The 25,906-nt window shown below is 47.2% G+C and carries 25 protein-coding genes; 14 read left to right on the top strand and 11 right to left on the bottom strand.

All coding sequences use genetic code 11. The features are described from left to right. Positions 1-3: 3 nt before the first annotated feature. The 4 genes from HW560_RS09715 to HW560_RS09730 all read right to left on the bottom strand — a co-directional run bounded on the left by HW560_RS09715 (position 4) and on the right by HW560_RS09730 (position 4,098). The gene (locus tag HW560_RS09715; RefSeq protein ID WP_177185904.1) at positions 4-762 is read right to left on the bottom strand and encodes an ABC transporter ATP-binding protein; all 759 of its coding nucleotides are present in this window, start codon (positions 760-762) and stop codon (positions 4-6) included. A gap of 141 nt (positions 763-903) precedes the next feature. Next, a complete protein-coding gene (locus tag HW560_RS09720; protein WP_179262914.1) occupies positions 904-2,346 on the bottom strand; it encodes a sensor histidine kinase in 1,443 nt (480 codons plus the stop codon). A gap of 20 nt (positions 2,347-2,366) precedes the next feature. Further along, the gene (locus HW560_RS09725) at positions 2,367-3,065 is read right to left on the bottom strand and encodes a response regulator transcription factor (RefSeq protein ID WP_090904617.1); all 699 of its coding nucleotides are present in this window, start codon (positions 3,063-3,065) and stop codon (positions 2,367-2,369) included. Positions 3,066-3,279: 214 nt separating this feature from the next. Further along, complete coding sequence (locus HW560_RS09730; protein WP_090904618.1) at positions 3,280-4,098, bottom strand: helix-turn-helix domain-containing protein; 819 nt, start codon at positions 4,096-4,098, stop codon at positions 3,280-3,282. A 143-nt stretch (positions 4,099-4,241) separates the two neighbouring features. Between HW560_RS09730 and HW560_RS09735 the strand changes: the two genes are divergently transcribed. Together HW560_RS09735 and HW560_RS09740 are read left to right on the top strand one after the other, a co-directional pair. Then, a complete protein-coding gene (locus HW560_RS09735) occupies positions 4,242-5,018 on the top strand; it encodes a sugar phosphate isomerase/epimerase family protein (protein WP_024631488.1) in 777 nt (258 codons plus the stop codon). A 27-nt stretch (positions 5,019-5,045) separates the two neighbouring features. Beyond that, positions 5,046-6,065 carry a Gfo/Idh/MocA family protein gene (locus tag HW560_RS09740; RefSeq protein WP_090904620.1) on the top strand — a complete coding sequence of 340 codons (1,020 nt, stop codon included), beginning with the start codon at positions 5,046-5,048 and terminating at the stop codon, positions 6,063-6,065. Between the two features lie 246 nt (positions 6,066-6,311). On the opposite strand, the gene HW560_RS09745 is transcribed toward HW560_RS09740, so the two are convergent. Together HW560_RS09745 and HW560_RS09750 are read right to left on the bottom strand one after the other, a co-directional pair. Continuing rightward, on the bottom strand, positions 6,312-7,259 hold the full coding sequence (locus HW560_RS09745; RefSeq protein ID WP_090904621.1) for an aldo/keto reductase: 948 nt from the start codon (positions 7,257-7,259) through the stop codon (positions 6,312-6,314). Positions 7,260-7,280: 21 nt separating this feature from the next. Then, positions 7,281-8,285: a Gfo/Idh/MocA family protein gene (locus HW560_RS09750; protein ID WP_090904622.1), complete on the bottom strand. Its 1,005-nt coding sequence runs from the start codon at positions 8,283-8,285 to the stop codon at positions 7,281-7,283. A gap of 118 nt (positions 8,286-8,403) precedes the next feature. On the opposite strand from HW560_RS09750, the gene HW560_RS09755 reads away from it, so the two are divergent. The 3 genes from HW560_RS09755 to HW560_RS09765 all read left to right on the top strand — a co-directional run bounded on the left by HW560_RS09755 (position 8,404) and on the right by HW560_RS09765 (position 10,421). Beyond that, the gene (locus tag HW560_RS09755; protein ID WP_179262916.1) at positions 8,404-9,240 is read left to right on the top strand and encodes an AraC family transcriptional regulator; all 837 of its coding nucleotides are present in this window, start codon (positions 8,404-8,406) and stop codon (positions 9,238-9,240) included. A 109-nt stretch (positions 9,241-9,349) separates the two neighbouring features. Further along, positions 9,350-9,757, top strand: a complete 408-nt coding sequence (locus HW560_RS09760; protein WP_090904624.1) for an Rrf2 family transcriptional regulator — start codon at positions 9,350-9,352, stop codon at positions 9,755-9,757. A 214-nt stretch (positions 9,758-9,971) separates the two neighbouring features. Then, positions 9,972-10,421, top strand: a complete 450-nt coding sequence (locus HW560_RS09765) for a nuclear transport factor 2 family protein (protein ID WP_179262918.1) — start codon at positions 9,972-9,974, stop codon at positions 10,419-10,421. Positions 10,422-10,551: 130 nt separating this feature from the next. On the opposite strand, the gene HW560_RS09770 is transcribed toward HW560_RS09765, so the two are convergent. Both HW560_RS09770 and HW560_RS09775 read right to left on the bottom strand, forming a co-directional pair. Then, the gene (locus HW560_RS09770; RefSeq protein ID WP_090904626.1) at positions 10,552-11,766 is read right to left on the bottom strand and encodes a sugar efflux transporter; all 1,215 of its coding nucleotides are present in this window, start codon (positions 11,764-11,766) and stop codon (positions 10,552-10,554) included. Between the two features lie 208 nt (positions 11,767-11,974). After that, on the bottom strand, positions 11,975-13,351 hold the full coding sequence (locus tag HW560_RS09775; RefSeq protein ID WP_090904627.1) for an MFS transporter: 1,377 nt from the start codon (positions 13,349-13,351) through the stop codon (positions 11,975-11,977). A gap of 211 nt (positions 13,352-13,562) precedes the next feature. Here HW560_RS09775 and HW560_RS09780 point away from each other — a divergent pair, with 211 nt between their 5' ends. The 5 genes from HW560_RS09780 to HW560_RS09800 all read left to right on the top strand — a co-directional run bounded on the left by HW560_RS09780 (position 13,563) and on the right by HW560_RS09800 (position 17,280). Continuing rightward, positions 13,563-13,886 (top strand): ArsR/SmtB family transcription factor, encoded by a 324-nt coding sequence (locus HW560_RS09780; protein ID WP_179262920.1) that lies wholly within the window; start codon positions 13,563-13,565, stop codon positions 13,884-13,886. Positions 13,887-14,027: 141 nt separating this feature from the next. Further along, on the top strand, positions 14,028-14,216 hold the full coding sequence (locus HW560_RS09785) for a hypothetical protein (RefSeq protein WP_076291183.1): 189 nt from the start codon (positions 14,028-14,030) through the stop codon (positions 14,214-14,216). 84 nt (positions 14,217-14,300) lie between these two features. Continuing rightward, positions 14,301-15,215 carry a helix-turn-helix transcriptional regulator gene (locus HW560_RS09790; RefSeq protein WP_179262923.1) on the top strand — a complete coding sequence of 305 codons (915 nt, stop codon included), beginning with the start codon at positions 14,301-14,303 and terminating at the stop codon, positions 15,213-15,215. A gap of 30 nt (positions 15,216-15,245) precedes the next feature. Next, positions 15,246-16,244: a BtrH N-terminal domain-containing protein gene (locus HW560_RS09795; RefSeq protein WP_256222497.1), complete on the top strand. Its 999-nt coding sequence runs from the start codon at positions 15,246-15,248 to the stop codon at positions 16,242-16,244. 19 nt (positions 16,245-16,263) lie between these two features. Next, entirely contained in the window at positions 16,264-17,280 is a 1,017-nt protein-coding gene (locus HW560_RS09800; protein WP_179262924.1) for a hypothetical protein, read from the top strand. 186 nt (positions 17,281-17,466) lie between these two features. On the opposite strand, the gene HW560_RS09805 is transcribed toward HW560_RS09800, so the two are convergent. Continuing rightward, on the bottom strand, positions 17,467-19,014 hold the full coding sequence (locus tag HW560_RS09805; protein WP_256222498.1) for an FAD-dependent monooxygenase: 1,548 nt from the start codon (positions 19,012-19,014) through the stop codon (positions 17,467-17,469). A 177-nt stretch (positions 19,015-19,191) separates the two neighbouring features. Between HW560_RS09805 and HW560_RS09810 the strand changes: the two genes are divergently transcribed. Next, positions 19,192-19,905 (top strand): MarR family transcriptional regulator, encoded by a 714-nt coding sequence (locus HW560_RS09810; RefSeq protein WP_090904631.1) that lies wholly within the window; start codon positions 19,192-19,194, stop codon positions 19,903-19,905. Positions 19,906-20,187: 282 nt separating this feature from the next. After that, entirely contained in the window at positions 20,188-20,370 is a 183-nt protein-coding gene (locus HW560_RS09815) for an aspartyl-phosphate phosphatase Spo0E family protein (protein ID WP_076291186.1), read from the top strand. Between the two features lie 68 nt (positions 20,371-20,438). On the opposite strand, the gene HW560_RS09820 is transcribed toward HW560_RS09815, so the two are convergent. Next, positions 20,439-21,317 (bottom strand): carbohydrate ABC transporter permease, encoded by an 879-nt coding sequence (locus tag HW560_RS09820; RefSeq protein ID WP_090904632.1) that lies wholly within the window; start codon positions 21,315-21,317, stop codon positions 20,439-20,441. Between the two features lie 12 nt (positions 21,318-21,329). Then, positions 21,330-22,289 carry an ABC transporter permease gene (locus HW560_RS09825; RefSeq protein ID WP_024631474.1) on the bottom strand — a complete coding sequence of 320 codons (960 nt, stop codon included), beginning with the start codon at positions 22,287-22,289 and terminating at the stop codon, positions 21,330-21,332. 264 nt (positions 22,290-22,553) lie between these two features. Between HW560_RS09825 and HW560_RS09830 the strand changes: the two genes are divergently transcribed. Both HW560_RS09830 and HW560_RS09835 read left to right on the top strand, forming a co-directional pair. Next, complete coding sequence (locus HW560_RS09830) at positions 22,554-24,314, top strand: sensor histidine kinase (RefSeq protein WP_090904633.1); 1,761 nt, start codon at positions 22,554-22,556, stop codon at positions 24,312-24,314. Beyond that, complete coding sequence (locus HW560_RS09835; protein ID WP_179262926.1) at positions 24,289-25,881, top strand: response regulator transcription factor; 1,593 nt, start codon at positions 24,289-24,291, stop codon at positions 25,879-25,881. Before HW560_RS09830 ends, HW560_RS09835 begins: the two co-directional genes overlap by 26 nt. The last annotated feature ends 25 nt before the right edge of the window (positions 25,882-25,906 follow it).

Here is a 25,906-nt window from a genome sequence, read left to right on the forward strand (position 1 = left end):
AAATTACTCCTTTCCCGACACAAACGCGAAGACCATCGATTCCCGATCTTGGATCTGGTGTTCGTCATATTTGTCAAACTCGAGAATACCTCCAACCTTGCCATCCCGGATAAAGATCAGACGATCCGCCCGGCAGGCTGCCTTGATATCATGCGTAACCATCACAACAGACTGTCCCTTTCGGTTGATATCGGTCAGGATATCCAGCACGGCTTTCCCGTGCTCATAGTTGAGGCTTCCCGTGGGTTCATCTGCAAAGATGATGTCTGGTGAATTGATCAGCGCACGTGCAATAGCTGCTCGTTGCTGCTGGCCACCCGAGGTTTGGGAGGGGAGACGGCTATTCTGTCCATCGATATCCATTGCCTTCATGAGGTGGGTGGAACGTGCCTTGACCTCACTTTTTTTGCTTCCGGCAATGTAACCTGGCAAAGCGATGTTATCCTGGATGGAAAGATCGGGCACCAGATTGATACTTTGGTAGATGTAGCCGATTCTACGAGTACGGAATTCGGACATTTCCCGCTCACTATAGGCGTCAATACGCTGATCCTGAAAATAAACCTCGCCGGCTGTTACTTGGTCCAGTCCGCTTAACAGATAGAGCAGCGTTGATTTGCCTGATCCGGAATTACCCATGATGACGGTGAAATCCCCTTCATAAATATCAAGATCAACATTGCGTATGGCATGATATTGTTCGCTTCCAGTATTATATGTCTTGCATAAGTTTTGAGCGCGGATAATGGATGTTTTGGTCAAGCAGATCACTCCCCATGACAGTATACGATTCATTCTAATAGGGGGATGTTGAGAAAGACTTATCAAATTATGAATAAAGTATTACAGCCCTATTGGTAAATGGATTGAGATGAAAAGAAGGTTGGAAATGAACTTCTATGCTCAGCAGATTGGAAGAGTAAACTGAAACAGGGTGCCCTGACCCTCTTTGCTGGAAAAGGAAATATGTCCTCCATGGGCTTCGATTATACTTTTGCAGATGGACAAACCGAGACCGGTACCTTCATGTATATTCCTTGCGGAAGGTGAGGCATTTCCCCTGAAATATCGTTCAAATACAAAAGGCATATCTTGAGCTCGGATTCCCTGCCCTGAATCGGCGATACTAATCCTCAATTTACCTAAATCAAGTTCCGCGTTAATCCGAATAGAATCTCCCGGGACGGTATGTTTAAGCGCATTGGAAACCAGATTGGACAGAACCTGTTCAATTCGTATAGGGTCCATTCGGATAAGAACATTGGGAATGTGCTCCGGCTCCTCATATATCAGACTGTTCATTCGTACGATATGTCCAATAGGGTTCAACATCGTTTCAAATGCGGATCGACTGTAAACCTCACGCGGCTCCACAGAAATCTGCCCCAGCTCCTGTAATGCATGAACAAGCAGGTCCTCGACAAGACGGGCTGTTTTGTCTGTATGTGTACGCATGATCTCCATATATTCCTTCAGCGTCTCCTCATCAGAGCACAGTCCTTCAAGAATGGCTTCTATGTATGCTTTTACCGTTGTAATCGGGGTTTTGAGTTCATGGGATATATTCGTAATCAGTTCTTTTTGTGCTTTTTCTTGTCTAATACGCTGCTCACTCAAATGCATGATTTCCGTGCGCATCAAATCCAGCATGGCATAAAGTTCGCCCATCTCATCCATCCGGTTATACTGAATCTGGTCATTATACTGCCCTTTGAGAATGGATTCCGCATGTTGTTTCAACTGATGGATGGGGGACAACATCCGTTTTCTGATCTTACGCTTCATGAATATGAGGAGGAATCCTAGGAGGATAGAGATGATAACCAGGGTTCCCAGAACGAAAAAAGTGAATGTAGAGGACTTTTGGACGATGACAAGTGATTGTGGAATCGTAAAAATGGCATTGCCAATCTGCCCGCCACCCGGTCCATCCATCACAGGGAAGGCAAGGTTCAGCGACTGGCTTCCGTCCATGGCCACCAATGCATGATTCAGATCATAATGCAAAGCAGATCGCAAATTGATCTGTGTTCCCTCGGAGGAAGGAGAGGAGGACAGTATCACCATTCCGTCCAATCCGACATAGTCGAAGTCAAGGCCGCTTTTATCAGCGATGAAGCGCAGTTGATCTCGAAGATCCGGCTCATTTAATCGTTCATGGTTTTGCTCCAGTTGAAGCAGAATCGGGTTAACCCTGAGACGAACCTGATTTATGGCCAGATTTGTCTCACCTGAGTGTCTTCCAATGAGCAAATTAAGAAAGAAGACAAGGCTGCATCCAATCAGAATAACTAGGAGAGTCAATGAAGTTTTGAGCCAGCGTTTGGTCCAGGTGGATAATGACATGTAGTGGTCTCCATTCCTGCTTATTCATAATTGAATTTGTATCCGACGCCCCACACCGTCTTCAGAACAGAAGGATGGGAAGGGTCTGCCTCAATTTTCTCTCTTAATCTGCGTATGTACACAGTAACGGTATTCTCATCGCCGTAGGCGGCATATCCCCAGATCGCATCAAGCAATTGGGATTTGGAAAAAACCTGATTTTTGTGATTTGCCAGATGAAACAGCAATTCAAACTCCTTAGCGGAGAGAGAAACCTCATTCCCGTCGACGGTGACCTTATAGGCTTTCTTGTCAATTTGGAGGTTACCCAGACGCAGTATATGGGTGTGATCTTGTTCTGTGCTCACACTATCATATCGTCTGAAATGAGCATTGATGCGGGCGAGTAACTCGCTTAGGGAGAATGGTTTGGTCATATAGTCATCCGCCCCGAATCCAAGCCCGAGCACCTTATCCGTATCACTTCCCCTCGCACTCAGAATGAGAATGGGGATGTTATTTCGTCTCCGAATTTCGCGGCATACATCAATGCCATCCATATCCGGAAGCATGATGTCCAGAATGATATAATCCGGCTGCAACATTTCCATCATCTGCAGGCCGTCCTGGCCATTACCGGCTACTGCCGCTTCATACTGATTCTTCGTCAAGTAGTCTCGTAGAATACGCGAGATATCGTGCTCATCCTCGATAATGAGAATTTTACGTTTAGAATTCATGTTAAATCGCTCCAGATAGTAGAGTGGTAGAGTATAAGACTAACCTATGTATGAAATTGTAAGAATACTATATTTTAACTATACAGGTTTGTTCCCATGAAGTCATGGGAAGTGAAAGAGGTTTTGGGAAGAAGTTTCGGAAAAAGAAAGCAGCCGATTGAAAATCAGCTGCTTTCATCCTGAAATAAGGAGAGAATTTGAAATTCAATGGCACCTAGACATGCTCCAAATCGATGGATTGATGGGCCTGGGATTTGAGATATTCAGCCGGGGACATTCCAAAATGGGATCGGAATACCCGATGAAAATAGGAATAGCTTGCAAAGCCGCATGTTTCGGCAATATGCTCCAAGGTCATATCGCTGTACTTCATACGCTCTAAGGCAGCGTTCAGCCGAATCTCAATTGCATACTGAATCATCGTTTGTCCATAGTGCTCCTTAAACAATCGAACTGCACGAGACAGGCTAAGTCCTGCGTAGCGGGCGGCTTCTTCGAGTTTAAATGTGACAGTAGCATGTTCTTCAATGAATCGTTTCAGCTTCAGTGTCGAGGACACAGAACGATCCGTCTGGATATTCTCCTTGATGGCCCGATCGATATACAGGCACAAACCGCGCAGCAGTGCATCACTCAGTTCTATATTTTCCTCCAGCGGTCCACGCCGTTTCTCCAGGAGCATATTGCGCCAGAGGCTGATCAATTTATCATCCAGTCCGATGTGGCTCACCGTGGATCGATGGTGACGCTTCCACCAGCTATCAATCCATTCCCCTTCACAGAACAAGTAATAGTCTCCGCTGGACAACCTGCCCTCCTTGTGAGGCTCTTCTACCACAAGGTGATAATCGTCCCCGGGTTTGAGCAGCAGTAAATCCCCGCCAGTCATCTTAAATTCTTCATCCTGCACATATACCTTGCAAGAACCTTCAGTTTGCAGACGGAACAGATAAGTCTGCAACTCGCCCTTCATATTATGGTTGAACGCCTTGTAATGATATGAGTAATCACAGATCAGCACTGAGGTTTCCAAATGATGTATCCTCCAAATTTAAAAATTTGATCAGATAGTTCATGTTCTGACGATATTGTATATGTTCATTCTAGCCTGTTTTGCGTTAGGATGATACCAGATAGAGCAATGAAAGCAAATTTGAGAGCAGAGGTGCATCTATTATGAAAAAACTTAATATTGGTTTGCAATTGTTTACACTCCGTGATGAAACTGCAGCAGATTTCCGTGGAACGTTGCGCAAAGTAGCAGAGCTTGGTTATGAAGGTGTTGAATTCGCCGGATATGGTGACATTCCTGCCGAAGAAATGAAAGCGCTATTGGATGAGCTTGGACTAAAAGGTTTTAGCAGCCACGTTTCATTGCATGCCATGCGTGAAGATTTGCAACAACAAATCGATTACCTCAAAACGATTGGGGCTCAATATATGATCTGCCCTTACCTGATGCCTGAAGATCGTCCAGAGAATGCAGAAGGCTGGACCAAACTGTTCAACGAATTGCAGCAATATGGTGCTGAAGCGACTAAACAAGGTCTGATCTTCGGTTATCATAACCATGATTTTGAATTCCACGGTCAGGTTGGCGACGAAAATGCCTTTGATGCGATGTTTGCTCAAACGACACCTGAAGCGGTTCAAGTGGAAATGGACGTATGTTGGGTACAATTTGCCGGACAAAATCCGATTGAGTATATCAACAAATATGCAGGCCGTCTGCCGTTGCTTCACTTGAAAGACTTCAGCAAAGATGAACAGGGCCAGATGAAGACATTGGAACTGGGACAAGGTTCCGTTAATCTGCCAGCTGTCATTGAAGCGGCTACAAGTGCAGGTGTAGAATGGCTGATCGTGGAACAGGACGTTTGCCAGAATCCACCGCTTGAAAGCGTAGCCAACAGCCACAACTGGTTGAAGCAAAATTACTTGAACCAATTCTAATTTAATTGTCAAAGGAGACATTTATACATGAGTAAAATTAAAGTTGCTGTATTCGGCTGTGGTGCTATTGCCGAGCGCAGACATATTCCAGAGTATGCTGCCAATGAGAACGTAGAACTTGTCGCATTTGCCGATCCGATCGTGGAGCGTGCGGAGAAGATGGCCGAAACTTACGGCGGTAAAGCTTACTCCAGCTACGAAGAATTGCTTGCAAACGAAGAAGTGGATGCAGTCAGCGTTTGTACGCCGAACTATCTGCATGCCTCGATGGCCATTGCTGCTGCAAATGCCGGTAAACATGTACTGGTGGAAAAACCGATGGCGGTTACAACCGAAGAAGGCGAGCAAATGATTGAAGCTGCCAAGAAAAACGGTGTGTATCTGATGGTTGGACACAACCAGCGCTTGATGCCTCCACACGTGAAAGCCAAAGAAATCTTGGACTCCGGCAAACTTGGCAAAGTCCTGAATTTCCGTACTTCCTTTGGTCATCCGGGTCCGGAAGGCTGGAGCGTAGACGGTGCAGAAAGCTGGTTCTTCCGCAAAGAAGAAGCGATTATGGGTGCCATGGGTGACCTGGGCGTGCACAAATCGGACTTTATTCGTTATTTGTTGAATGACGAAGTATCCGAAGTTGCTGGTTTTATCAGCACATTGCACAAGGAAAACACCAAAGTTGACGATAACGCGACATGCTTGCTTCGTATGAAGAGCGGTGCAATCGGTACGCTGGTAGCGAGCTGGACACAATACAGAGCAGGAGATAACAGTACGGTTCTGTGGTGTGAAAATGGTGTGATGAAGATCGGAACGGTAGAAGGCGACGAGGTTATTGTTGAGCTGACTAACGGTACGGTTGAAACATACAAAGTTGGCGCAATGGCTACCAACGAGAAACAAGTACCGAGCGGCGTTATTGACGCATTTGTAGAGTCGATTGTAACGCAAACACCGCCAAGCATTTCCGGTGAAGAAGGTCTGCGTTCCCTGCAAGTGATTCTGGCAGCATTCGAATCCGAAAAAACGGGTCAGATCGTGAAGCTGTAATCGTAACGATATCATCGTCATTACTTTAATTCGTTTGACTATCTAATATTAAAAAGGGGTTACCTCCAGAGAAATATTTCTGGCGGGTAGTCTCTTTTTATTACTTTTCTCATGACAACCAGGATGGCTTGAATACGTAATGATGTTAAACCGATAGTTGGAATCTCAAAAGGGACTGACCACCGCGACATTGCGGATAAGTCAGCCCCTTAACCTTTAAGGTTGGGTCACAAAGCATATTTAAATTTAAACGCTTGGCTTCACATGACTGCCCAGGTCCAGCCAATCCAGTTCCTCACGGGTTAATGTGATGCGAGAACCTTCGTCACAGGAGAGCAGTTCCGCCCGATTTTGAGCGCCAATCAGCGCACATGTCGGGAAGGGTTGGTTCAATACATAAGCAAGTGCAATCTGAATTGGCGTGGTATTTTTCGACGCTGCCAATTGTTCCGCCCGGTGCAAACGTTCCCAGTTGCCGTCACTGTAAAATACACGAACAAGATCTTCATTATCCCGCACTTCAGGTGTGAATCGTCCGGTAAAGAAGCCGCGAGCCTGGGATGACCAAGACAGCAATGGAAGCTTGGTGCGCTCATGCCATGCCAACGTTTCTTCGTCTGCCGATACACATCCTGCCCAGAACGGTTCGTTTGCTTTGGCAAGACTGAGGTTAGGACTGCTGAATGTGAAACCTTTCAGACCGTTAGCTGCAGCATAAGCGTTAGCTTCCTCCAGCCGCTGCCAGGTCCAGTTGGAGGCGCCAATCGCGCCGATTTTGCCGGATTCAATATGTTCATTCAACGCTTCGAGAATTACGCCAACCGGAATGTTGGGATCGTCCCGATGCAGGGCATATAGCTCCACATGTTCCGTTTGCAACCGTTCCAGACTGGTAAGAAGGTCGCTGCGGATAGCATCAGCGTTAACGCGTGGGCCGTTCTGGTCATGATGCGCACCTTTGGTCAAAATAACGATCTCGTTACGGTTACCCCGTTCCTGCATATAACGTCCGAGCACTTCTTCACTCTGCCCGCCACAATAAATATGCGCGGAGTCAACGGTATTACCGCCAATCGCCAGGAATGCATCCATGTTCGTAGCTGCTTTTTCATAGGCATCATGGTAGAAATAATCGGTTCCTTTAATTAATCGGGAGATAGGTTTGCCTGCACCAGCAATTTCAATGTATTCCATAATTCAGTTCATCCTCTCTTTTTATAGTGTAATTCGTGTACGTTCTTCTGCTGAACGAAGACAAGCTTCGAGTACTTTCATATTGGCTACAGCATCGGATGGAGCGAAGCGCAGAGCTTTACCTTGAAGTACAGCTCGTGCCATGTCGTCTCCCTGGAGGGAGTAGTGATTCACCTGTGGAACTTCAATCTCCTTACGCTCACCGTCAACAGTTACGAAGAAGTTGGAGCCCCGGTCCGGATTGCTGATATAAGCAGAAGGAACCTCGATGATGCCATCTGATCCAAGCACTTCCAGTGTGTTGCGGAAGGCTGCCCACATGCTGCTGTCAAAGGTTACGCCAATATGATTGTCAAACTCAAGCAGGCCGGAAGCCATCATATCCACATGACCATGCTCAGGGGAGAACATGCCAATGACGGTTGCCGCGGATGGCTCTTGGCCAAGCAGCAAGCGTGCTGCACTGATGGAATAACAGCCGATATCATACAGTGAACCGCCGCCCCAATCACGCCGGAAGCGAACATTACCTGTCGCACCGGAACTGTTGAACGAAAATGTACTATGAATGCCGCGGATCTCACCAATTTCTCCGCTGGCGATAATATCTTTAATTTGATCATAACGTGGATGGTGTCGGTACATGAGAGCCTCAGCGAGATGCACACCAGCGTCTTCGCAGGCTTGCACCATCTCCTGAGCTTCCTGCTCCGTCAGTGCCAGTGGCTTCTCACACAAAATATGTTTACCGGCTTCTGCGGCACGGAGTGTCCATTCCCGGTGCAGATGGTTCGGAAGCGGAATGTAGACCGCATCAATGGAATCGTCAGCAAGTAAAGCTTCATAGCTGCCATAGGCTTGAGAAATGCCGAGTTGGTCAGCGGTTTGTTTCGCTTTTTCTTCATCCCGGCTGGCAATGGCGGTTACTTCATTCAACTCGGATTGCTGCAAACCTGGAATAACGGATCGCACGGCAATGCTAGCGCTACCAATAATTCCCCAGCGCAATTTTCGATCTGAATTCATTTGTTGTTTCCTCCTATGAATGAATGTATATTGTGATTATAAGTAATAGATGAATGAATGAAAATGATAATATATTGAAATGAGTTAACACAATATTGTTGAGAAAAGAGAATAGGCTATGATGAGACAGACTGTATTGCTAACCCTACAGGATATTCCGTATTTTTGTTATCCAGAATCCGTTGGACTTTATGTCGACCACCCCGAGCACACTGTATTACGGGAGGCTGGCGCACTGAACAACTTCAATATCCACTATGTTGCTGCGGGCAAGGGGTACGTGGAAGTGGATGGGGTAGTGCATGAGCTTCGTGCGGGTCAGGCTGTACTGTATTTCCCGCAGCAGCGGCAGCATTACTACAGTAGTGAGGATGATCCATGGGATGTGCGATGGGTTCATTTTTACGGTGAACGTCTGCATGATTATATGATTGAGCGGGGGTTGCATCGCAATCTGTTGTGGACGCTGCGGCAGCAGGCTCCATGGGAAGAAGCACATATGGCTCTACTAAATGAAGCCGAGCAGAACCGGATGCTGCGTCCTGCCCAACTATCTACCCTGACCTACGCTGTGCTGGCCGAGTTCGTACAGCATGCGGTTCCACTGAAAAGCACACGCACAAGCAAGGCTGAGAGTCGTATCCTTGCACTGCTTCCACAGATGCAGCAGGAGGCATGCCAACCGTTTTTGTTACAGGATTGGGCGGATATGGCGGGTGTGAGTTCGTATTACTTTTGCAAAATGTTTAAGAGTGCTGTGGAGATGACCCCGATGGAATTTATAACCCGTTCGCGGTTACAGATGGCAAAGCAGTGGCTGCTGGAACGGCCTACGGCCAACATTGGACAGATCGCAGATGAGGCGGGGTATCCCAATGCCAGTTATTTTAACCGCCAGTTCTTGGCCCATGAAGGCATGACTCCAACGGAATATCGCGGGCTTTACCACATTTAGATGTAATGATGTTCATTTATTTGATTATGCGGGAACTTACGACGTTTGACAGAGCGTTCAATCAAGTCTATTATAGATAAATTAAATCCGTATATAATGAGGTGCCCTCATGAAATATTCGAAAGCTACAAACTATGCCCTGCATACCATGCTTTTCCTGGTTGCGACCGAACCGGAACAACTGGTCAGTGTACATCAGTTAGCTGAGATGCAGAAAGTATCTCCAACCTACTTATCTAAAATATTGACCAAGCTGGTCAAAGCCGGCATGATCGAATCAACTTCGGGTGCCAATGGTGGCTATCGGCTTAGCCGGAAGAATCCGGACCCTTCATTTCTGGAGATTATCCATGCCATTGAAGGACAGGCTTCCCTGTTCGAATGCTCGCAGGATCATAATGAAGGCTGCCTGATTCAGCAGGTGATGGTTCGTGCGGAAGAAGAGATGGAGAGCTATTTGCACAATAAAAAAATGTCTGAGCTGGCTGCCCAGATGAAAGCTGCACATTCTTTATAACCTAAATCAGAGGTCCAGTTGCCTCTCGCTGCGCCCGATGAAGCGCGAATTTCAAATCCTTCTCTTCCCTGTTTAAGGGAGTTGGAAGGATTTTTTTTGCTGTACTGTGATGAGGATTGAAGAGATTGTACCGAATATGAGCGGAATGGTACAATAAGGAAGGAAGTTGTTAATACATATTTGCTTACATCTTAGATTTCTGGAGGGACAACACATGAGCCAATCAACCATCACAGAACTGGAACAACTGCTTGCACTGGAAAACATTCGGAACACAAAAGCGCGTTATTGCCGTTATATTGATACGAAGCAGTGGGATACATTAGGTGAAGTGTTCGCTCCGGATGCCGTAGCTGATTTCAGTACAGAAGGCAATCCAATCCCGGTATTAACCGGCCGTGACACCATCGTTCAAATATTCCGCGATTTGGTGGATGTAGCCGTAACTGTGCATCACGTACATAGCGCCGAAGTTGAATTTGTATCCGAGAATGAAGCCAAAGTCATCTCTCCAATGGAAGATTGGGTGACGTTCCCTGAAGGCAATGACAATAAATCCTTTCACGGATTTGGACACTATCATGAGACGTTTGTCAAAATCGATGGTCAATGGCTCATCCAGCATACCAGCCTGAAGCGTCTACGTCTGGATCTGTTTGAATAGTGTTCTCTTATTCATATAAAGAAGATTACAACGATGATAACCAAAGCCCCAAGAGCGCTATAGCTGCGTCCTTGGGGCTTTGGTATGTTCAAGCTTTTACTTTTACTCAGGCTTGCTTCCGAGGATCTGATTAGAGTGAAAGGGTCTGACGCTTTTCTTTTGACAATTGTTGAGTGATAACAAGCATGCCTAACGAAAGCAGAACGAGCATCAGACACACCCAATAAGCATTCCGATACCCCCACGCTCCGGCTGTCCATCCCCCCACCAAGCTGCCAAATAATCTTCCCAACGTGGAGGCATTGGAATAGAGTGTTGACGCATAGCCGGGCATGGACGGAAGCAGATCCTGCATGTAACTGATCCCGATAGCAGAGATGACGGCGACAAAGAATGCGAGCAAAAGTTGTCCGGCCAGCAAGTGCCACAGTTCCGTGGAGAACAATACTATTACATAATAAGCGGCACCCATCAGAGCGCCCCATAACATGAGTGTGCGGTTGGGATATCTTGAAGCGAGCAGACCCAAGCCTAACATAATCGGAATTTCAAGCCCCGCGCATAGACTGGAGATCCAGCCAACTTCCCGGGTTCCCCCGCCCAGATGGTGAATAATGAACAGTGATGCATTCAGATTGTTCATCCAATGTGCCATATACAGGAGTGTAGTAATGAGAAAAGGCATATAGATTCTTGCATCCTGATGCAATTTCATATGTATGCCACCTGTTGATGCACGGAGGGTAGAAGGCTCGGGAGCCTTTTGTAAGAGAAAGAAAAATAATAACGCATTGATCAAAAAAATAATACACGTTGAACTGAAGATGCCGGTGTACCCAATATATGCAATCAGTAAAGTCCCGAGTAAAGGTCCCGTAATAAACCCCAGTGAAAACGCGGAGCGCAGGGTTGAATTGGCTACAGCATGATCGACGTTCGTTGCGGTATTGACCGCTTCTCTTGCAGCTGCAAACAATTGTGGCATGGCGGGAGATCCGAGTGCAGTCAGCACCGTCATATAGATGAATAATAAAGTGAAGTCGTGAATCCACAGATACCCGGCAAAAGCAAGAGCATTGCAAATCATGGCAGACACCAGAATTTTTTTGCGAGCCCCGGGTTGATCCGATCGTCTGGCGATCCAGGTACTGAACAACACACCCGCCATAAGTGTTACTGCAGTGAATAATCCGAATGTAGCGATGGATACTTCGAGACGGGTTGTAAAGTAGACCGCCAGAAAGGGAGCGCTGATTGAAATCGCCATGCCTTGCAATAACATACAAACGAGAAACAGCCGGTATGTAGGGATACGAAATAGTGAATTAAACTTTTGAAGCTTCATATGTGAGTAGACATCCCCTTGGTTTTATCATTTTCAAAATATATATACGATCTGGTTATAATATAAGAATAACAGAGATAAAGTAATATTTATTGATTTCTTTAAGTCTAATAACAAACAGAAAAAGCGAGAGATCAGACTCTATCGGTCCAATCCCTCGCTTTTTTGTATGAAGAGTCTATTAAAAGTAAGATCCTTTGAAACCTGTTTAGTGTGAAGCGACGGTTTTCTTCCGTGACTGCATTCTCAGATACACCTGGGAGAAAATAATGGATGCCAGAGCAACTACGGTCATACCCCAGAAAATGTTGGTGTACGCCGAGGCTAATGGCAATTGCTGCATGGCTGTCAATGCCACGCCGGTTACCGCAACACTAAATGCACCGCTGAAGAACTGGCTGAGCTGGAACAGTCCCATGCCAGCACCAACCTGATCCATCGTCAGATTGCCCGACAACTCATTGGATACACTCGTTGTTAGTGCAGAGAAGCCTACGCTAAGCAGAATGTATACGGCCATAATGGCATAGATGCTGTCGTCTGCAAAAAGAGCAAACAGTCCGGCAGCAGCGAGCAGCAACCATGGTGCGAACTTGAGCAGTTGAGTATTGCCGTGTCGGTCAATCATGCGGCCAATCCGATTGGATAACAGCATGGACACGATTGCACCCGGAAAGATGACAAGCCCTGACTGGGCCGGAGTCAGGCCATACAGATGTGCCAGAATTTGCGGCAGCAGGAACAGCGTCGAGAAGTTGTTAATGTACGATACAATCCCCAGGGAGCTGAGCATCATATATTTTTTGTTTTTGAACAGGGCCGGTTGGACAAAGGGATCAGCCGCACGGCGAATTCGTAACCAGAACAGAACCAGTGCAGCCGCACCAATAACGAGGGTTATCCATTCACGCGAAGTCAGGAATAGCAGAACGCCAGTTGTTCCGATCGCCAGTAACAGTGCGCCGAGCAAGTCGAATGAACCCTTTTGCGGCATCTCACTTGGAAGCAATTTGAAAAATACAGGGATCAGAAACAAGGTTAGTCCGGTAACGATGAACAGATCATGCCATCCGAGAAACTGTGTAATACTGCCGCCGATCACAGGCCCGAGTCCAAGACCCAGTGAACTGGCCGACATGACAACAGCCATGGATTTACCCCGGCGGTCACTTGGAATGTAACGAGTAATAAGAACGATAGCTAGCCCTGGTACAGAAGCTGCACCCGCAGCCTGAATCAGACGTGCAATGAGCAGAAGGATAAAATGGTTACTGAAGAAACCAAGAACGGATGCCGCACCAAGCAGTGTAAGACCGGTCGTAAACAGGGTGCGAATCGGAATAAAATCCGATAGACGTGAGAACGTGATCGAGGAAATGGCAAAAACGATAGAATAACCGGTGACAATCCAGGAAGAAGAGACAGATGAGAGCATAAATTCAGCTGCAATTTTGGGCAGGGCCAGATTGAACATCATCGTATTCATAACGACAAGCACAACCGTGAAGCCAAGCAGACTTACGATTAACCCTTCCTGTATTCCTGCTGTCCGTTCCCCAGATGATGCAGTTGCGGTGTTGTTCATAAAAACCTCCTAGATTGATGTGTATTTCGCAACATTTCAGAAACGGTGTGTAACATTTGCAAAATGTGGTATAGAGTGAATCCCATGCCTGACAGCAGGGGATACATAAACGAAATAGATTTGTAAGTTCGATTGGTATCGAACATTAGAAATATATCATGGAACTGTGCTAAAATACAATGGATAGTCTGAAAAAAAGGAGACTACAACGATGAAAATTTTGCACCATCCTCAAGTGGAGGATATTGAACTTTCTTCCGTATTGTACGCTTTAAGTGATCCCATTCGTCTTGGGATCGTAACAGAAGCAGCCAGAAATGGTGAGCAGCCCTGCAGTCATTTTCGTGCACCTGTTGTGAAATCCACGATGTCACATCATATTCGGACCCTGCGAGAAGCCGGAGTCATTCGGGTGAGAGTGCAAGGTACACAGCATTTCCTGACGCTAAGATCCGAGGATCTGGAAGTGCGTTTTCCTGGTCTGTTGCATCCGTTGTTACAAGCGGCAGCTCAGTCTGAAATACATGAATCCTAAAAAATGTCCTTTCTTCAAGTTGAAGAGGGGACATTTTTTATGTTTGGCATGTTCCATACTGCTGCGACATTCTATGTCGTACCACTTCCTCTATAATAACGGGGAAACACACAAACCATATCGAAAAGAGGTTCACAAACGTTGGCAAAAACAAAAAGAGGACGCGTCCTGTGGAATCTACCATCCCGAGGAAGAGGAACTTGCCCGGTGTGCAGCAGCACCCGGATTAAATTGTTGTATTCGCAAACGAAAACAGATGGTACGAGTCTGAAAGTATGCAAGAAATGTTCCAAAGCTGTGCAGTCCAGAGTGGATAAGGCAACCGTATAACATAACAGGCCTGTTCTTCGGAACGGGCCATGTCTTTTGGTATAATATAATTACGAAATACGGAATGAGCCAGGGGGCGGGGAAATGAGTAATATGCATCGTATTCACTGGTTTGACGAGCAGATTCGGAGTGGACGTTTTCCGAACAGCAGCTGGCTTGCACGTGAATTTGAAATATCCCGGCGCCAGGCCCAGCGTGATATTGAATATATGACGATTTCTCTGCGTGCCCCTCTGGTGTATATCGCAAAATATCGGGGGTATTGTTACGAGGATCAGACCTACCGGCTGCCCCATTTATATATGACGGAAGAAGAACAGCGGGTGCTTAAGTATCTGGCGCATCGTTATCGGCATTACAATTATGATCAATCAGATGCGGTAAAGCGTGTGGCGCATTTACTGGAGCGTTTTACGCTCGAGGAACAGCAGACAGGAAGCAGTCAGCTTCCGGTGTTTAAAGCAGATCCGCAGCAGCTTCAGTTCTTTGAGATTTTGTCCCATGCGATTACCGAATCCCGCAAAGTACATATCCATTACAGAGATCATGCCGGAGAACGGCAATTTACCTGGTGTCCATTGAAGATGCTGTCCCAGTTCAACGCAGATTACGTGGTTGGTTATGAAATGGACCCTTTACAGCAAACGGCCATCCGGCTGGAGGGCATGATTCATGTGCAGATGACGAACGAGACGTTTCAGTGTCAGACAGACGGGTTGCTGGGTTCATGGGAAGAGGCGCTGCCTGTCCGTAAACCGTTTGTCGCTGAGATAAGACTGAGAGAAGTGCGGCAAACAGAGCTGTGGCATGGATATCGGATTCGAGAGAAGCAAGGTCAGGTTCACTGGATTGAATTTTATGATACGGATGCTTTCCTACAGCATTTGTTCATTAGCGAGTGGGAGGAACTGTTGTCTCCAATGTGGCTTAGACGAAAGTTTCAGCAAAGTGCTGAAGGAATAATCGACAGGCTTGCCATAAGCGCAAGGCAAACGTGAATTAGAACAACCATGGAGAGGGGATTTTTTTTGACTGAAGTTGTGTTAGACAACCTGATCATGAAGCGGGAGTCCAAATCATATGTGGATAGCCTACACGCTATATTGACCCATGCGGGTCTGTTTCAGGGTTCCAAGTATGTGCTCGCTGGGTATACAGGTATGGCATTCAAACTTTCAGTGCATCGCAGACTACTGCCCATGTCGGTTACAGCCTATGGTCAATGGGGAGAATCTCATCGCCCTGGGATCGACAACTTGGGGATATTCACGATCTGGGATGGGGGACGGACACGTCATCCCACATTTGGGTATTACCAGCGGGATGCGGTGAATTGGGTGAAACGTAGCCTGGATGCAGGCATCGGGGTAATCTACTGGCTTCCGGAATTTGGCGTTATTCATGGGTATGATGACTGTGATCGCATCTTTTATGTGCAAGATGGTTGGAGCAAGGAATCACAGATTTTGTTGTATGACAATTTCGGATTAAACTTCACCGGGTTCTGGTATTGTCAGGTCTTTGGTGACCAGGTACATATCCCTGAACAAGAGAAGCTATTGGAATCATTGAGATTAGCAATTGAGGATTGGGATATCCCTTATCGTCTACTGCCTGATCGGAATATCATTTCGGGCAGAATGGCTTATGATGTGTGGGTGCAAGCCCTTCGGGGTGAAGATTACGATGCATCGGGTGCTGTGTATATTTTGGAATCCTATTGCCAGTCCCGAACTGAAATTCAGATGTATTTGCAGGATGTGCGGGGGATATGGCCCGAACTGGACCAAGCCTATGCATGTTATGAACAGCTTGGAGCATTGATTATACAGATGAAGGGATGCATGATTCAGGAACATAACAGAAGGATTATGCAGGCAGACGCCACAGAGAAGCTGGCACAGGTTTTATTGGAAGCGAAAGCATTGGAAGAGCAGGCTGTTGATTATTTTCGTTTGATCTCCTCGAAGTATCCTGATCGTAAACGCAACACTGTACCACGGTGGGGAGCACATTCAGCAAGGTAGGGGGAGGGAGGATAAGGTGATGAGGAGTAAAATACTGCCGGATTTGATTCGTTTTCCACAGACTGAGAATTTGGCAGATGAACAACGATCCTGGAGCGGTGCAGGCTCGTACATCGATGCGATGTATCGCATTCTGATGCACAAGCAGTGGACGGATTTACCGCGTCACATGATTGCGGGTATGACCGCAAGTGTGTTTCGATTAGTGGTAGATCGGCGTCTAACGACAGAATCGATCTCAGCATACAACTGGATGGCCGAGAACTTTGTAGCTTCTGATTTCATTGGCGTCACGACCGGACAACACGGGGGATTTTCGTTCGAGCCGACCTTTCCGCTCTATCAGAAGCAGGCCCTGCTGGATATCAAGGCTTCTATTGACCGGGGTGTGGGCGCTATTCTGTGGCATGATCAGTTTGTTATTTGTGCTGGATATGATGATGGGGAGCAGATGCTGTTCATTTGTGAGAGTCAAGAAAATGAAGTCATTTGTCTGCCCTATGATTCTTTTGGTCGGAACAGTACACCATACTGGTACTATCAGGTGCTTGAATCCCATACAACCGTAGACATATGGGAAGTGTGCAAGGAATCATTAATTCAGGCTGTGTACAAATGGGAGACCCATGATTACATGCTGCCACCTCAGGATTACGCCTGCGGAGCTGCTGCATATGCAGCCATTGCTGATGCCCTACAATCTGGTGCATATGAAACAGATCAAGCTGCCATGGTTTTGCGCTATTATGCTAATTCAAGAAAGGATATGGCTTCTTATGTTGCAGAGCTTAAGCATTTGTCCATTCAGATGAATCATGTGGTCCAGGAGTATGCGTTACTCGCAGACCTATATGCTCAGATGATGGAGAAGGTTGAGGATTCAACAGCATGGGATGCGAAGGAACCAGGGCATCTGTTAAGGGTGATCCATCTGATTGAGCAAGCAGGGGAAACGGAACAGCGTGCCATTGATGCCATTAAGCAGGCCTTCCCAGAGACGATTGGCAATCGTTTTGAGGACATTGGATTAAGATGAATGGAGCAGTGTACATAGTTCAAAATGGAAAAAGTACAGATAAAATAAAACCGGAAAAGACCCTGAATGCGGTCGTTTCCGGTTTTATTTGCGTTTAGCTTAGCCACATCTATGGCCGTAATGACGCCCTCATACATTAGCTGCCCTAGCATTCATAGTCTCGCATGAGCTTCAATTCGAGTTGGCTCAGATGATTTGCGGCGGGGCCAACATTCTGGCTACGTTGTCGAAGTTTGTCTGCCAATCGGCCGTGATGATGCTCCCGATGTAACCATCTGGGCGAATCAGGACCAGCGTGTCGCTGGTAATGCCGTAGGTACGGGTCAATTTGCCGCTGGAGTCATGGAGGACGTTCTGATTGGATTCGTGTGCGGTACCAACGACGTAGCAGTGTAATTCGGCACCGCTGGTTGGCCAGTTCAACTTGGGGAGTACCTTGGCAGCGTTAGGGCCAAAGGCAAGCAAAGTGAAGTGAGGCCCTTGATAGATGTCGAACAGACAACGTTCCCCACTAGGACCGGTGCAAGGAGCATCTGGCGCCCGGTCACCTACATGAAGGTTTTTTGTAGCCGATTCTTCGCTAGATGCGAGCGGCCCACCATGGTACGAAAGTCTAAGCTGTCGCTCCTCGTCTCCACGCTTGAGGCTAGCCAGGCGATTTTTATCTAGACTGGCGTACAGCTCGCTGGATTTGCTGAGGACACGAGCGGCAATCGGTTGACGCTCAGCCTCGTAGCTGTCAAGCAGACGATCGGGTGCCCCAGCAATGACCTGCCCTATTTTCCAACCGAGGTTATAGGCGTCCTGTATACCCGTATTGAGACCCTGTGCTCCGGCCGGGGTGTGCACATGAGCAGCATCGCCTGCAATGAAGACGCGACCAGACCGATAGTGCTCAGCCAGCCGAACGTTGGGACGAAACACCGAACTCCAAGTGATGTGGTGGAGACGCAAACCTGTGAGTTTGTGGAATTGAGCGGCCAGTGAGGCTTCGTCAAGGTTAGGCTTTTCATCTGGTGCCAGCCTGATCATGACTTGGAACTGGTCGGAGTGTGGCAGCGGGCAGGCTCCGACAAACGTGCCACGTGTGCGTGGCCACATATGCCACCTATTGCGAGACAGTTTGTCGATCGAGCCGTCCACGATGAGTGTGCGGTCAGAGTCGGTAGTCTCTCCAATAAATCGGATACCTGCCCCTTTGCGAACGATGCTCGAACCTCCATCTGCTCCGACGAGATATCTGCTGCGCACCTTCTCCCCGGAAGAGAGAGTCACCGTCACTCCATCGGCATTCTGTTCGAATTGCTCCAACCCGTTGTTAAATTCAATGGTTAAGCCGAGACGTTTGAGCAGGCGATGTAAGATGGCATCCGTTCGGTGTTGCGCCAACAGGAGAATGTTTGGATACGGATCGCTCGGTGTTGGTTTATTTTGCTGCTGCATGCGCCAAGGCACAGTTAACGGTCCAATATGAAAACCCGCAAGCGGGTAAATACTTCCCTCTGACTGAGCCTCTTCCAGCACGCCGAAGTCTCCCAAAACCTCCTGGGTTCTTGGTTGAACTCCCTTGGCACGGGAGCCTTGAAAGGCGTGAGGGGATTTGTCAGCCAGTCGAACATGAAGGCCGCGTCGTAGCAGGTCGATTGCAAGAGCGGAGCCAGTCGGGCCAGCTCCAGCGATGAGTACGTCAATATCGTAATGTTGGGTCAGTTGAATCTCCTCCTGATCACCCATATCGCAATGGATTAGATATCATATTCGGTTTAATGTTTCTTGGAAACTTTTTAATTTCCTATGAAACAATCATAATTCAACCCCTTACTGCTGTCAATATTGTTTCCAAGAAACTTTAATTGTCGAACATACCCTGATATACTGGTGTTAAGCTAACAATCGTTGGAGGAAAATGGAATGATCAACCCATCGGAAAATCAAAATAGAGATCAATTAATCCAAGAAGTATTGGAAGCAGTGAAAGATATACAGATCAGATTCCAAGCAGAAGAAGATGAAGAAAAACAGTGGCTGATCCAAAATAGTCCTAATTCGGCTGTTGAAGAGCTAATCAAAGAAATGACGGTGACGATGCTGCATGTGCTGGATGCTATTGGTACACTCGAGCCAGTAAACGGCATAACCATTTCAAAGCAATTCGGTTTCTCCAAAGGGACAGTCTCCAAGATTACGAGAAGACTCGTGTCTCAAAACATCATCGTAACCGAGTCACTTCCGGATAACAAAAAAGAAGTTCTGTTCCGTACCACAACGCTTGGAAAAGAGATTTATCGTTTGCATCAGGGCCTGCATCATCAAATTGATCTTGGGGTTCATCATTTCTTGCAACGGTATACCGAAGATGAGTTACAGTTTCTCGTCAACACCCTCAAGAAGATGCTGCATACATCATGGATTCATTTGGAGACAGAGGAGGACGAGGCTATTGAATCCGCCCCAAGAGATGCACCTACAAGCAAGGTTTCAGAAGCTTATAAGGCTAATCACTCTTCTTCATTGACCGATGAAATGAACGAAATCATGTCTATGCTCAACAAGTTGGATTCCCGTAATTTGAAGAAAGCCAAAACGATTTTGAATGATGTTTTTTTTGCAGATTATGAGGACTAGCTAGCAGCAGCTTATTTCATATGGAATTGGCCTGAAGCCTGAAGGATTCTTCGAGCAAAATGTAGCTATAACAAAATACCGGATAAGGCTGATAAGCCTATCCGGTATTTTTTCGTATTTTGCACCATCTGACTCCATAGCTCATCCTTATTTCAACCTGGACAAGAAAAAATAACCATAAATTTGATTTTTGGGGTAATGTGCAGCTCCCTTTGTTCCGAATATTATAATAGATGGTCTTTTTTGGATGGAGGATATTGAAGGACAACAGGGGGCGGGAGTATGGTGCATAATCCGGAAACCATTCAGGAATGTATCGAAAAGGCACGACAGAGGCTCTACCAGATTGCAAACGCTCATAAAGAACTTTGGCATCCGGAGGTCATTCGTCAATCGATGGTTCTGGATGAACTCATTAATCAATATAACAATGCCATTCGCGGAAAATCATCCCGAAGTAAGTAACGGCGCGTTATAAACCTCGGGATGAAATGATGATGCGAATGCATTCAGGTTCAGTAAACGTACGACCCCTATTCTTTTACAGCCCCAAGCACAATTCCTTTGACAAAGAATCGCTGCAAGAATGGATACACGAGCAGGATTGGCAATGCCCCGATAAAGATCTGGGCTGCGTTAACCGTACGCTGCGACATGTTCTGAAGCTGCGTTGCATCAACATTCATATTGGAGAAATCCTGCTGCACGATAATGGTCTGCATTAACGTAGCGAGTGGATATTTGGCTGCGTCATTCATATAGATCAAGCCGTCGAACCAGGAATTCCACTGCCCCACCATGGTGAACAGGGAGATCGTAGCAATGGCCGGCATGGACACAGGCAGATAGATGCGGAACAATGTGGTGATATGGTTGGCACCATCGATGAACGCCGCTTCTTCGAGCTCTTTCGGCACGTTACGGAAGAAGTTCATCATGAGAATTAGGTTCCAGACCGCCACAGCGCCAGGTAAAATCAGAGCCCACAGGGTGTTGATCAGTCCCAGCTTTTGAATCAGGATATAGGACGGGATCAGTCCGCCGCTGAACAGCATCGTGAAGATGAAGAACCACGCGTACAGCGAACGTCCCTTGAAATTCAGACTTTCCTTGGATAAAGGATAGGCCGTCAGGATGACCAGCACCATACTGAGCAGTGTTCCGAACACAGTACGTTGCACCGAAATCCAGAGCGCGCTGAGAAAGTTGCTGTTACCAAACGTTTTGGTATAGGCGTCGACTGTAAAATCAATCGGCCAGAGCGTTACCAGATTGGCGGAAGCTGCCGCTTTACCGCTGAAGGAAACCGCCAGAATGTGGATAAGCGGCAGCACACACAGCAGCGAGACGGCCGCGATGAAGAACAGGTTGAAGCCGTTAAATATACGGTATCCGGTCGTTTTGTGATACACCTTAATTCCTCCTTAGAAAATGCGGTAGTTGGCGATTTTGTAAGCCATCCGGTAGGCCGTAATAACGAGGAACATGGCGACAAAGGATTTAAACAAACCAACCGCAGTCGCGAAGCTCATTTTGCCATTCAAAATACCCATCCGGTAAACAAACGTGTCAATAATATCGCCTTTATCATATACAAGTGGATTGTACAGGTTGAAGATCTGGTCAAATCCGGCATTAAGAATGTTCCCCAGTGATAGTGTTCCCACCACAATAATCATCGGCACGAGTGCAGGCAGCGTAATGTGCAAGGTCTGCTTAAGCCGTGTTGCCCCGTCAACTTCGGAAGCTTCATACAGAGCAGGGTTGATACCCGCGAGAGCTGCAAGAAAGACAATGGTACCAAATCCAAATTCCTTCCATACATCACTAATGACTACGGTTACACGGAACCAGTCGCCATCTCCCAGAAAGAAGATTGGTTCAATGCCAACAGCCGCCAGTACTTGGTTAATCAGTCCACCTTCGGGTGAAAGCATGTCTAGCAGGATGCCGCCCAGTACAACCCAAGACAGGAAGTGGGGCAGGTATACCAACGTCTGTGAGAACCTTTTGAACGTGGAGTTCCGTACTTCATTCAGTAAAATGGCAAACACAACTGGGGCCACGAGTCCGGCCACAATTTTCATGGCAGCAATCAGCACGGTGTTCCAGATGACCTGAACACTGTCCGGATATTCGAACATGAATCGGAAGTTATCCCATCCTACCCATTTGGAGCCGGTGAATCCCAGCCAAGGTTTGAAATCCTGAAAAGCAATAATAATGCCGCCCATAGGCACATAGGCGAACAGCAATGTGAGCAGTACCGAAGGCAGCAGCATCAGATGCAGCGGCCAGTTGCGTTTGAAATTCCAGCGGGTACGTTTGCGTGGATTGTGTGTTGCCTGCCGCACCGGCGTATTGGTCGTTAGTGGTTGTTCCATAGCCATCAGGTCCCTCCTTTATATCGTCCAGCCTCTGCATAATGAGGCCAGTCAGCCTCTGCAAGTAGTGGAGCAACTGAATTATAGCAATGGAAACGGGCGGGCTATAGAACAACATTTCAAGGCGGATGTTGATTTATTAACTTGTTGAAAACGTATACCGAATAGTGACTCATTTGAAATTCAGTATAGATATGTAAGGGGTTTCAATATAAAATAGGACTTCGATATGGTTCTTTACTTTAACCGGGACAGGGTGAAGCAATGAAATTTACAGTATTCTCAAAAACAGTTATGCTGCTGGTCTGCTTGCTGGTACCCATTTTGCTGCTCTATACCTACGCGAATCAGGCGAACGTGGACATGATCGTGGAGGAGAAGCAGCAGTCCAGCTTGAACCAGTTCAACTATTTTAGCTCTCAGGTGGATAAAAATATTGAGCAGCTTTCGCTCTACGGCCTGACTTTACTGCGTGATCCAAGCATTTTACACTATCGTTACATGACAGAATCAACCAGCCAATATGAGAAAAACAGCATCTATCTCGATATTCTCGACAAATTGTCACTATACCAGTCCACCAGCCGTTGGAAGAACGATATTACCATTGTGCTTCCTCAGGCAGAGTTGGTATTGTCCACCATGTCGAACCGGACGGTCTTTAATGAGAAGATGTTGAAGTTCCCACAGCCAGGCCGATGGCAGTTGAACAAAGGCAGCTTTACTTATTTCTTTACGGATAACTACGAGTGGAATGAAAAACCTGTGACCACGGATGTACGGACGGTGATGGAGATTAATTTTGATCCGATGAATATTGTTGCCATGCTGGATGATTTCAAAGAGGCACAGGGAGGAGATCCATTTCTACTCGTCCCGGGCAACGAGCCTCTATTAAATCGCAGTGCGGACCCCGAGCTAGTAGAAGCCGTAATGCGGGACATGCCACTAACCGAACTGGATAGTGAAGGCAACCATCAGCTGGAGGTGGGGGGCAAGAAGTACTTGGTCAGTTATGTGCTCTCCAAACAGCTGAACGGAATCTATGTTAACCCGGTTGTGCTGGATGACTTGCTAACGCCTATGGACAAGAGCCGAAATATGTTTATAACCTCGATTTTGCTGCTGCTCGTGCTCAGTATTGGCGCTGCACTGTTGTTATACCGAAAGGTACAGGTGCCGATACAACGTCTGATGAGAGGGCTGCAGCAGATTCGCAAAGGACAGCTGTCCACACGAATTCCGGTCGATCACTCCCGTGATGAATTCGCGTACCTAACTCAGAGCTTCAATCACATGGCCGAGCAGATTCAGGAGCTGATCGAAAAGGTATATGAGGAACGCATCCGTTCACGGGAAGCGACGTTGAAGCATCTGCAATCACAGATTAATCCTCATTTCCTGTACAATTGTCTGTTTTATATTAAAAATATGACGCAGCTCGGCAACCGCGAAGCGGTTATTGCCATGTCGCTCAGCCTGGGTGATTACTATCGCTACATCACACGTGATGAGAACGATATGACCACCGTGGAAGAGGAAATTAGGCTGCTGGACAATTATTTGTCCATCCAACAGATGCGCACCAACCGTTTGTCGTATGAGATCGCCGTACCGCAGGAACTGATGCAGCAGCACATTCCAAGGCTGCTGATCCAGCCTATCGTGGAGAATGCTGTCATTCACGGCATTGAACCGATGGAGGGCAGCGGTCACATTGTGGTTACAGGCATGGCAGTACAAGAACAAATCGATGGAAGGAACTTCACACGATACAGTCTGTTTGTCGATAACGACGGTGTTACTTTGACGGAGGAAGAGATCGCCGGTCTAGAACGGGAGATCAATGAACCGATGGGTGAAGAAATTGGCACGGGCACCTGGAATGTACACCAGCGGCTCATTACACGATATGGTCATTCTTCGGGGCTTCATTTTGGAGCGATCCCATATGGGGGTCTCAGTGTGGAAATACGATGGTTTGAGGAGGAATACCCTAATGATGAATCTAATGGTCGTGGATGATGAACATTCAGCGGTGGAATCGATTGCATCCTCCATACCGTGGAGGGAACATGGGATTGGACACGTATACAAGGCGTACTCGGTGAAAGAGGCATTACAGCAAATGACGGCACATCAGGTCCATATTATCATCACCGATATTCGTATGCCGGGCTTGTCCGGTCTGGATCTGGTAAGTCATATTCGGCAAAAGTGGGAGCGGACCAAATGTATCATTTTATCCGGACACGCGTCCTTTGATTATGCGAAGCAGGCACTCCGTCATGGAACAGTAAGTTACCTGCTGAAGCCCGTACGGGATGAGGAGCTGATCGAAGCGGTGCAGCAGGCCTCCGTCCAGATTCGGCTGGAGGGAGAGAAACAGTTGATGCATCAGCGCGCCATGTATTCGGTGAGGGAACATTTACCCGAGAAGCGGGCGGGATTAATGAAGGATGTACTGCTTGGACATAAATTTGCAGAGAGCGAACTTGTGGAGAAGCTGGAGCAATTGGAGATTGGATTCCGTCCCCAGGATAAAATGCAGCTGCTGCTCATCCGCTATGATGACCCACAGCCCACACACAAGGCATTCCGTCTGATGAAATACGCCATCTCCAACGTGGTGGAAGAAATTTTTGGCAGCAGCTATCATCTCTGCCATACGGATGATGCGTATGATGATCTCGTCTTCATGGCAAGTCCGAAACAGGCACAGTCTGAACCTGAACTGCTGATGGGGCGGCTCGGAGAACGGCTGCTTCACAGTGTGAAGCAGTATTTAAACGCCACCATTTCACTGTCAGTCAGCCGGATAGGCCGTTTTCCGGATCAGGTTCCACAATTATATCATCAGGCTGTAAGTGCCTTGCGCAAGCAGGCGGAAGCGGGCAAAGGACTGCATCTCAATGCGGCTGCCGACTCCCATGGAGCAACATTGAAATCACTTTCGGCGCTCTATGAGCCACCCGGACTGACCGCACTGCTGGAAGCAGGACGGATGGAGGACGCGAGTAACAAGATTGATTCGATTTTCGCCGAGTTATCGGATAGTGTGTTCCCGGAGCATGTCTATGTTGCTTTTCACTATCTCGCAGCAGCCTTCTCGTACATGGCTCATCGGGAGGGCAGGCAGTTGTCCGATGTCCTCGGTGAGCAGTATCAGCAACTGTTGAAGGACGGCTACGGCGTGTCACTTCGGAGTCTGGAAGCCTGGACCCGTAGCGTGATGGAACAATGGGCTCGAAGCACAAAGGACACAGGCCAGGAAAATGGATCGAACATGATCAGACAGGTCCAGCAATGGATTGACCACCATCTGGGCGAAGATCTTTCCTTGCAGGTTATAGCCGGGGAAGTGCATCTGCACCCGGTTTACTTGTCCAAAATGTATAAACAATCGACGGGTGAAGGCATCAGTGATTACATTATCCGTTCCCGAATGGAACGTGCTGTTCACTTGCTGAAGCACACGGCTATGAAGATTTATGAAGTCGGTCAGGAAGTGGGATATAACAATACCCCTTATTTCATTCAAGTCTTCCGCAAACATTATGGCCTGACCCCGCAGGATTTTCGGAACGGTTAACAAATCAATATGAACATTGAAATTG

It is taken from the genome of Paenibacillus sp. E222 (genome assembly GCF_013401555.1).
GTDB lineage: Bacteria > Bacillota > Bacilli > Paenibacillales > Paenibacillaceae > Paenibacillus.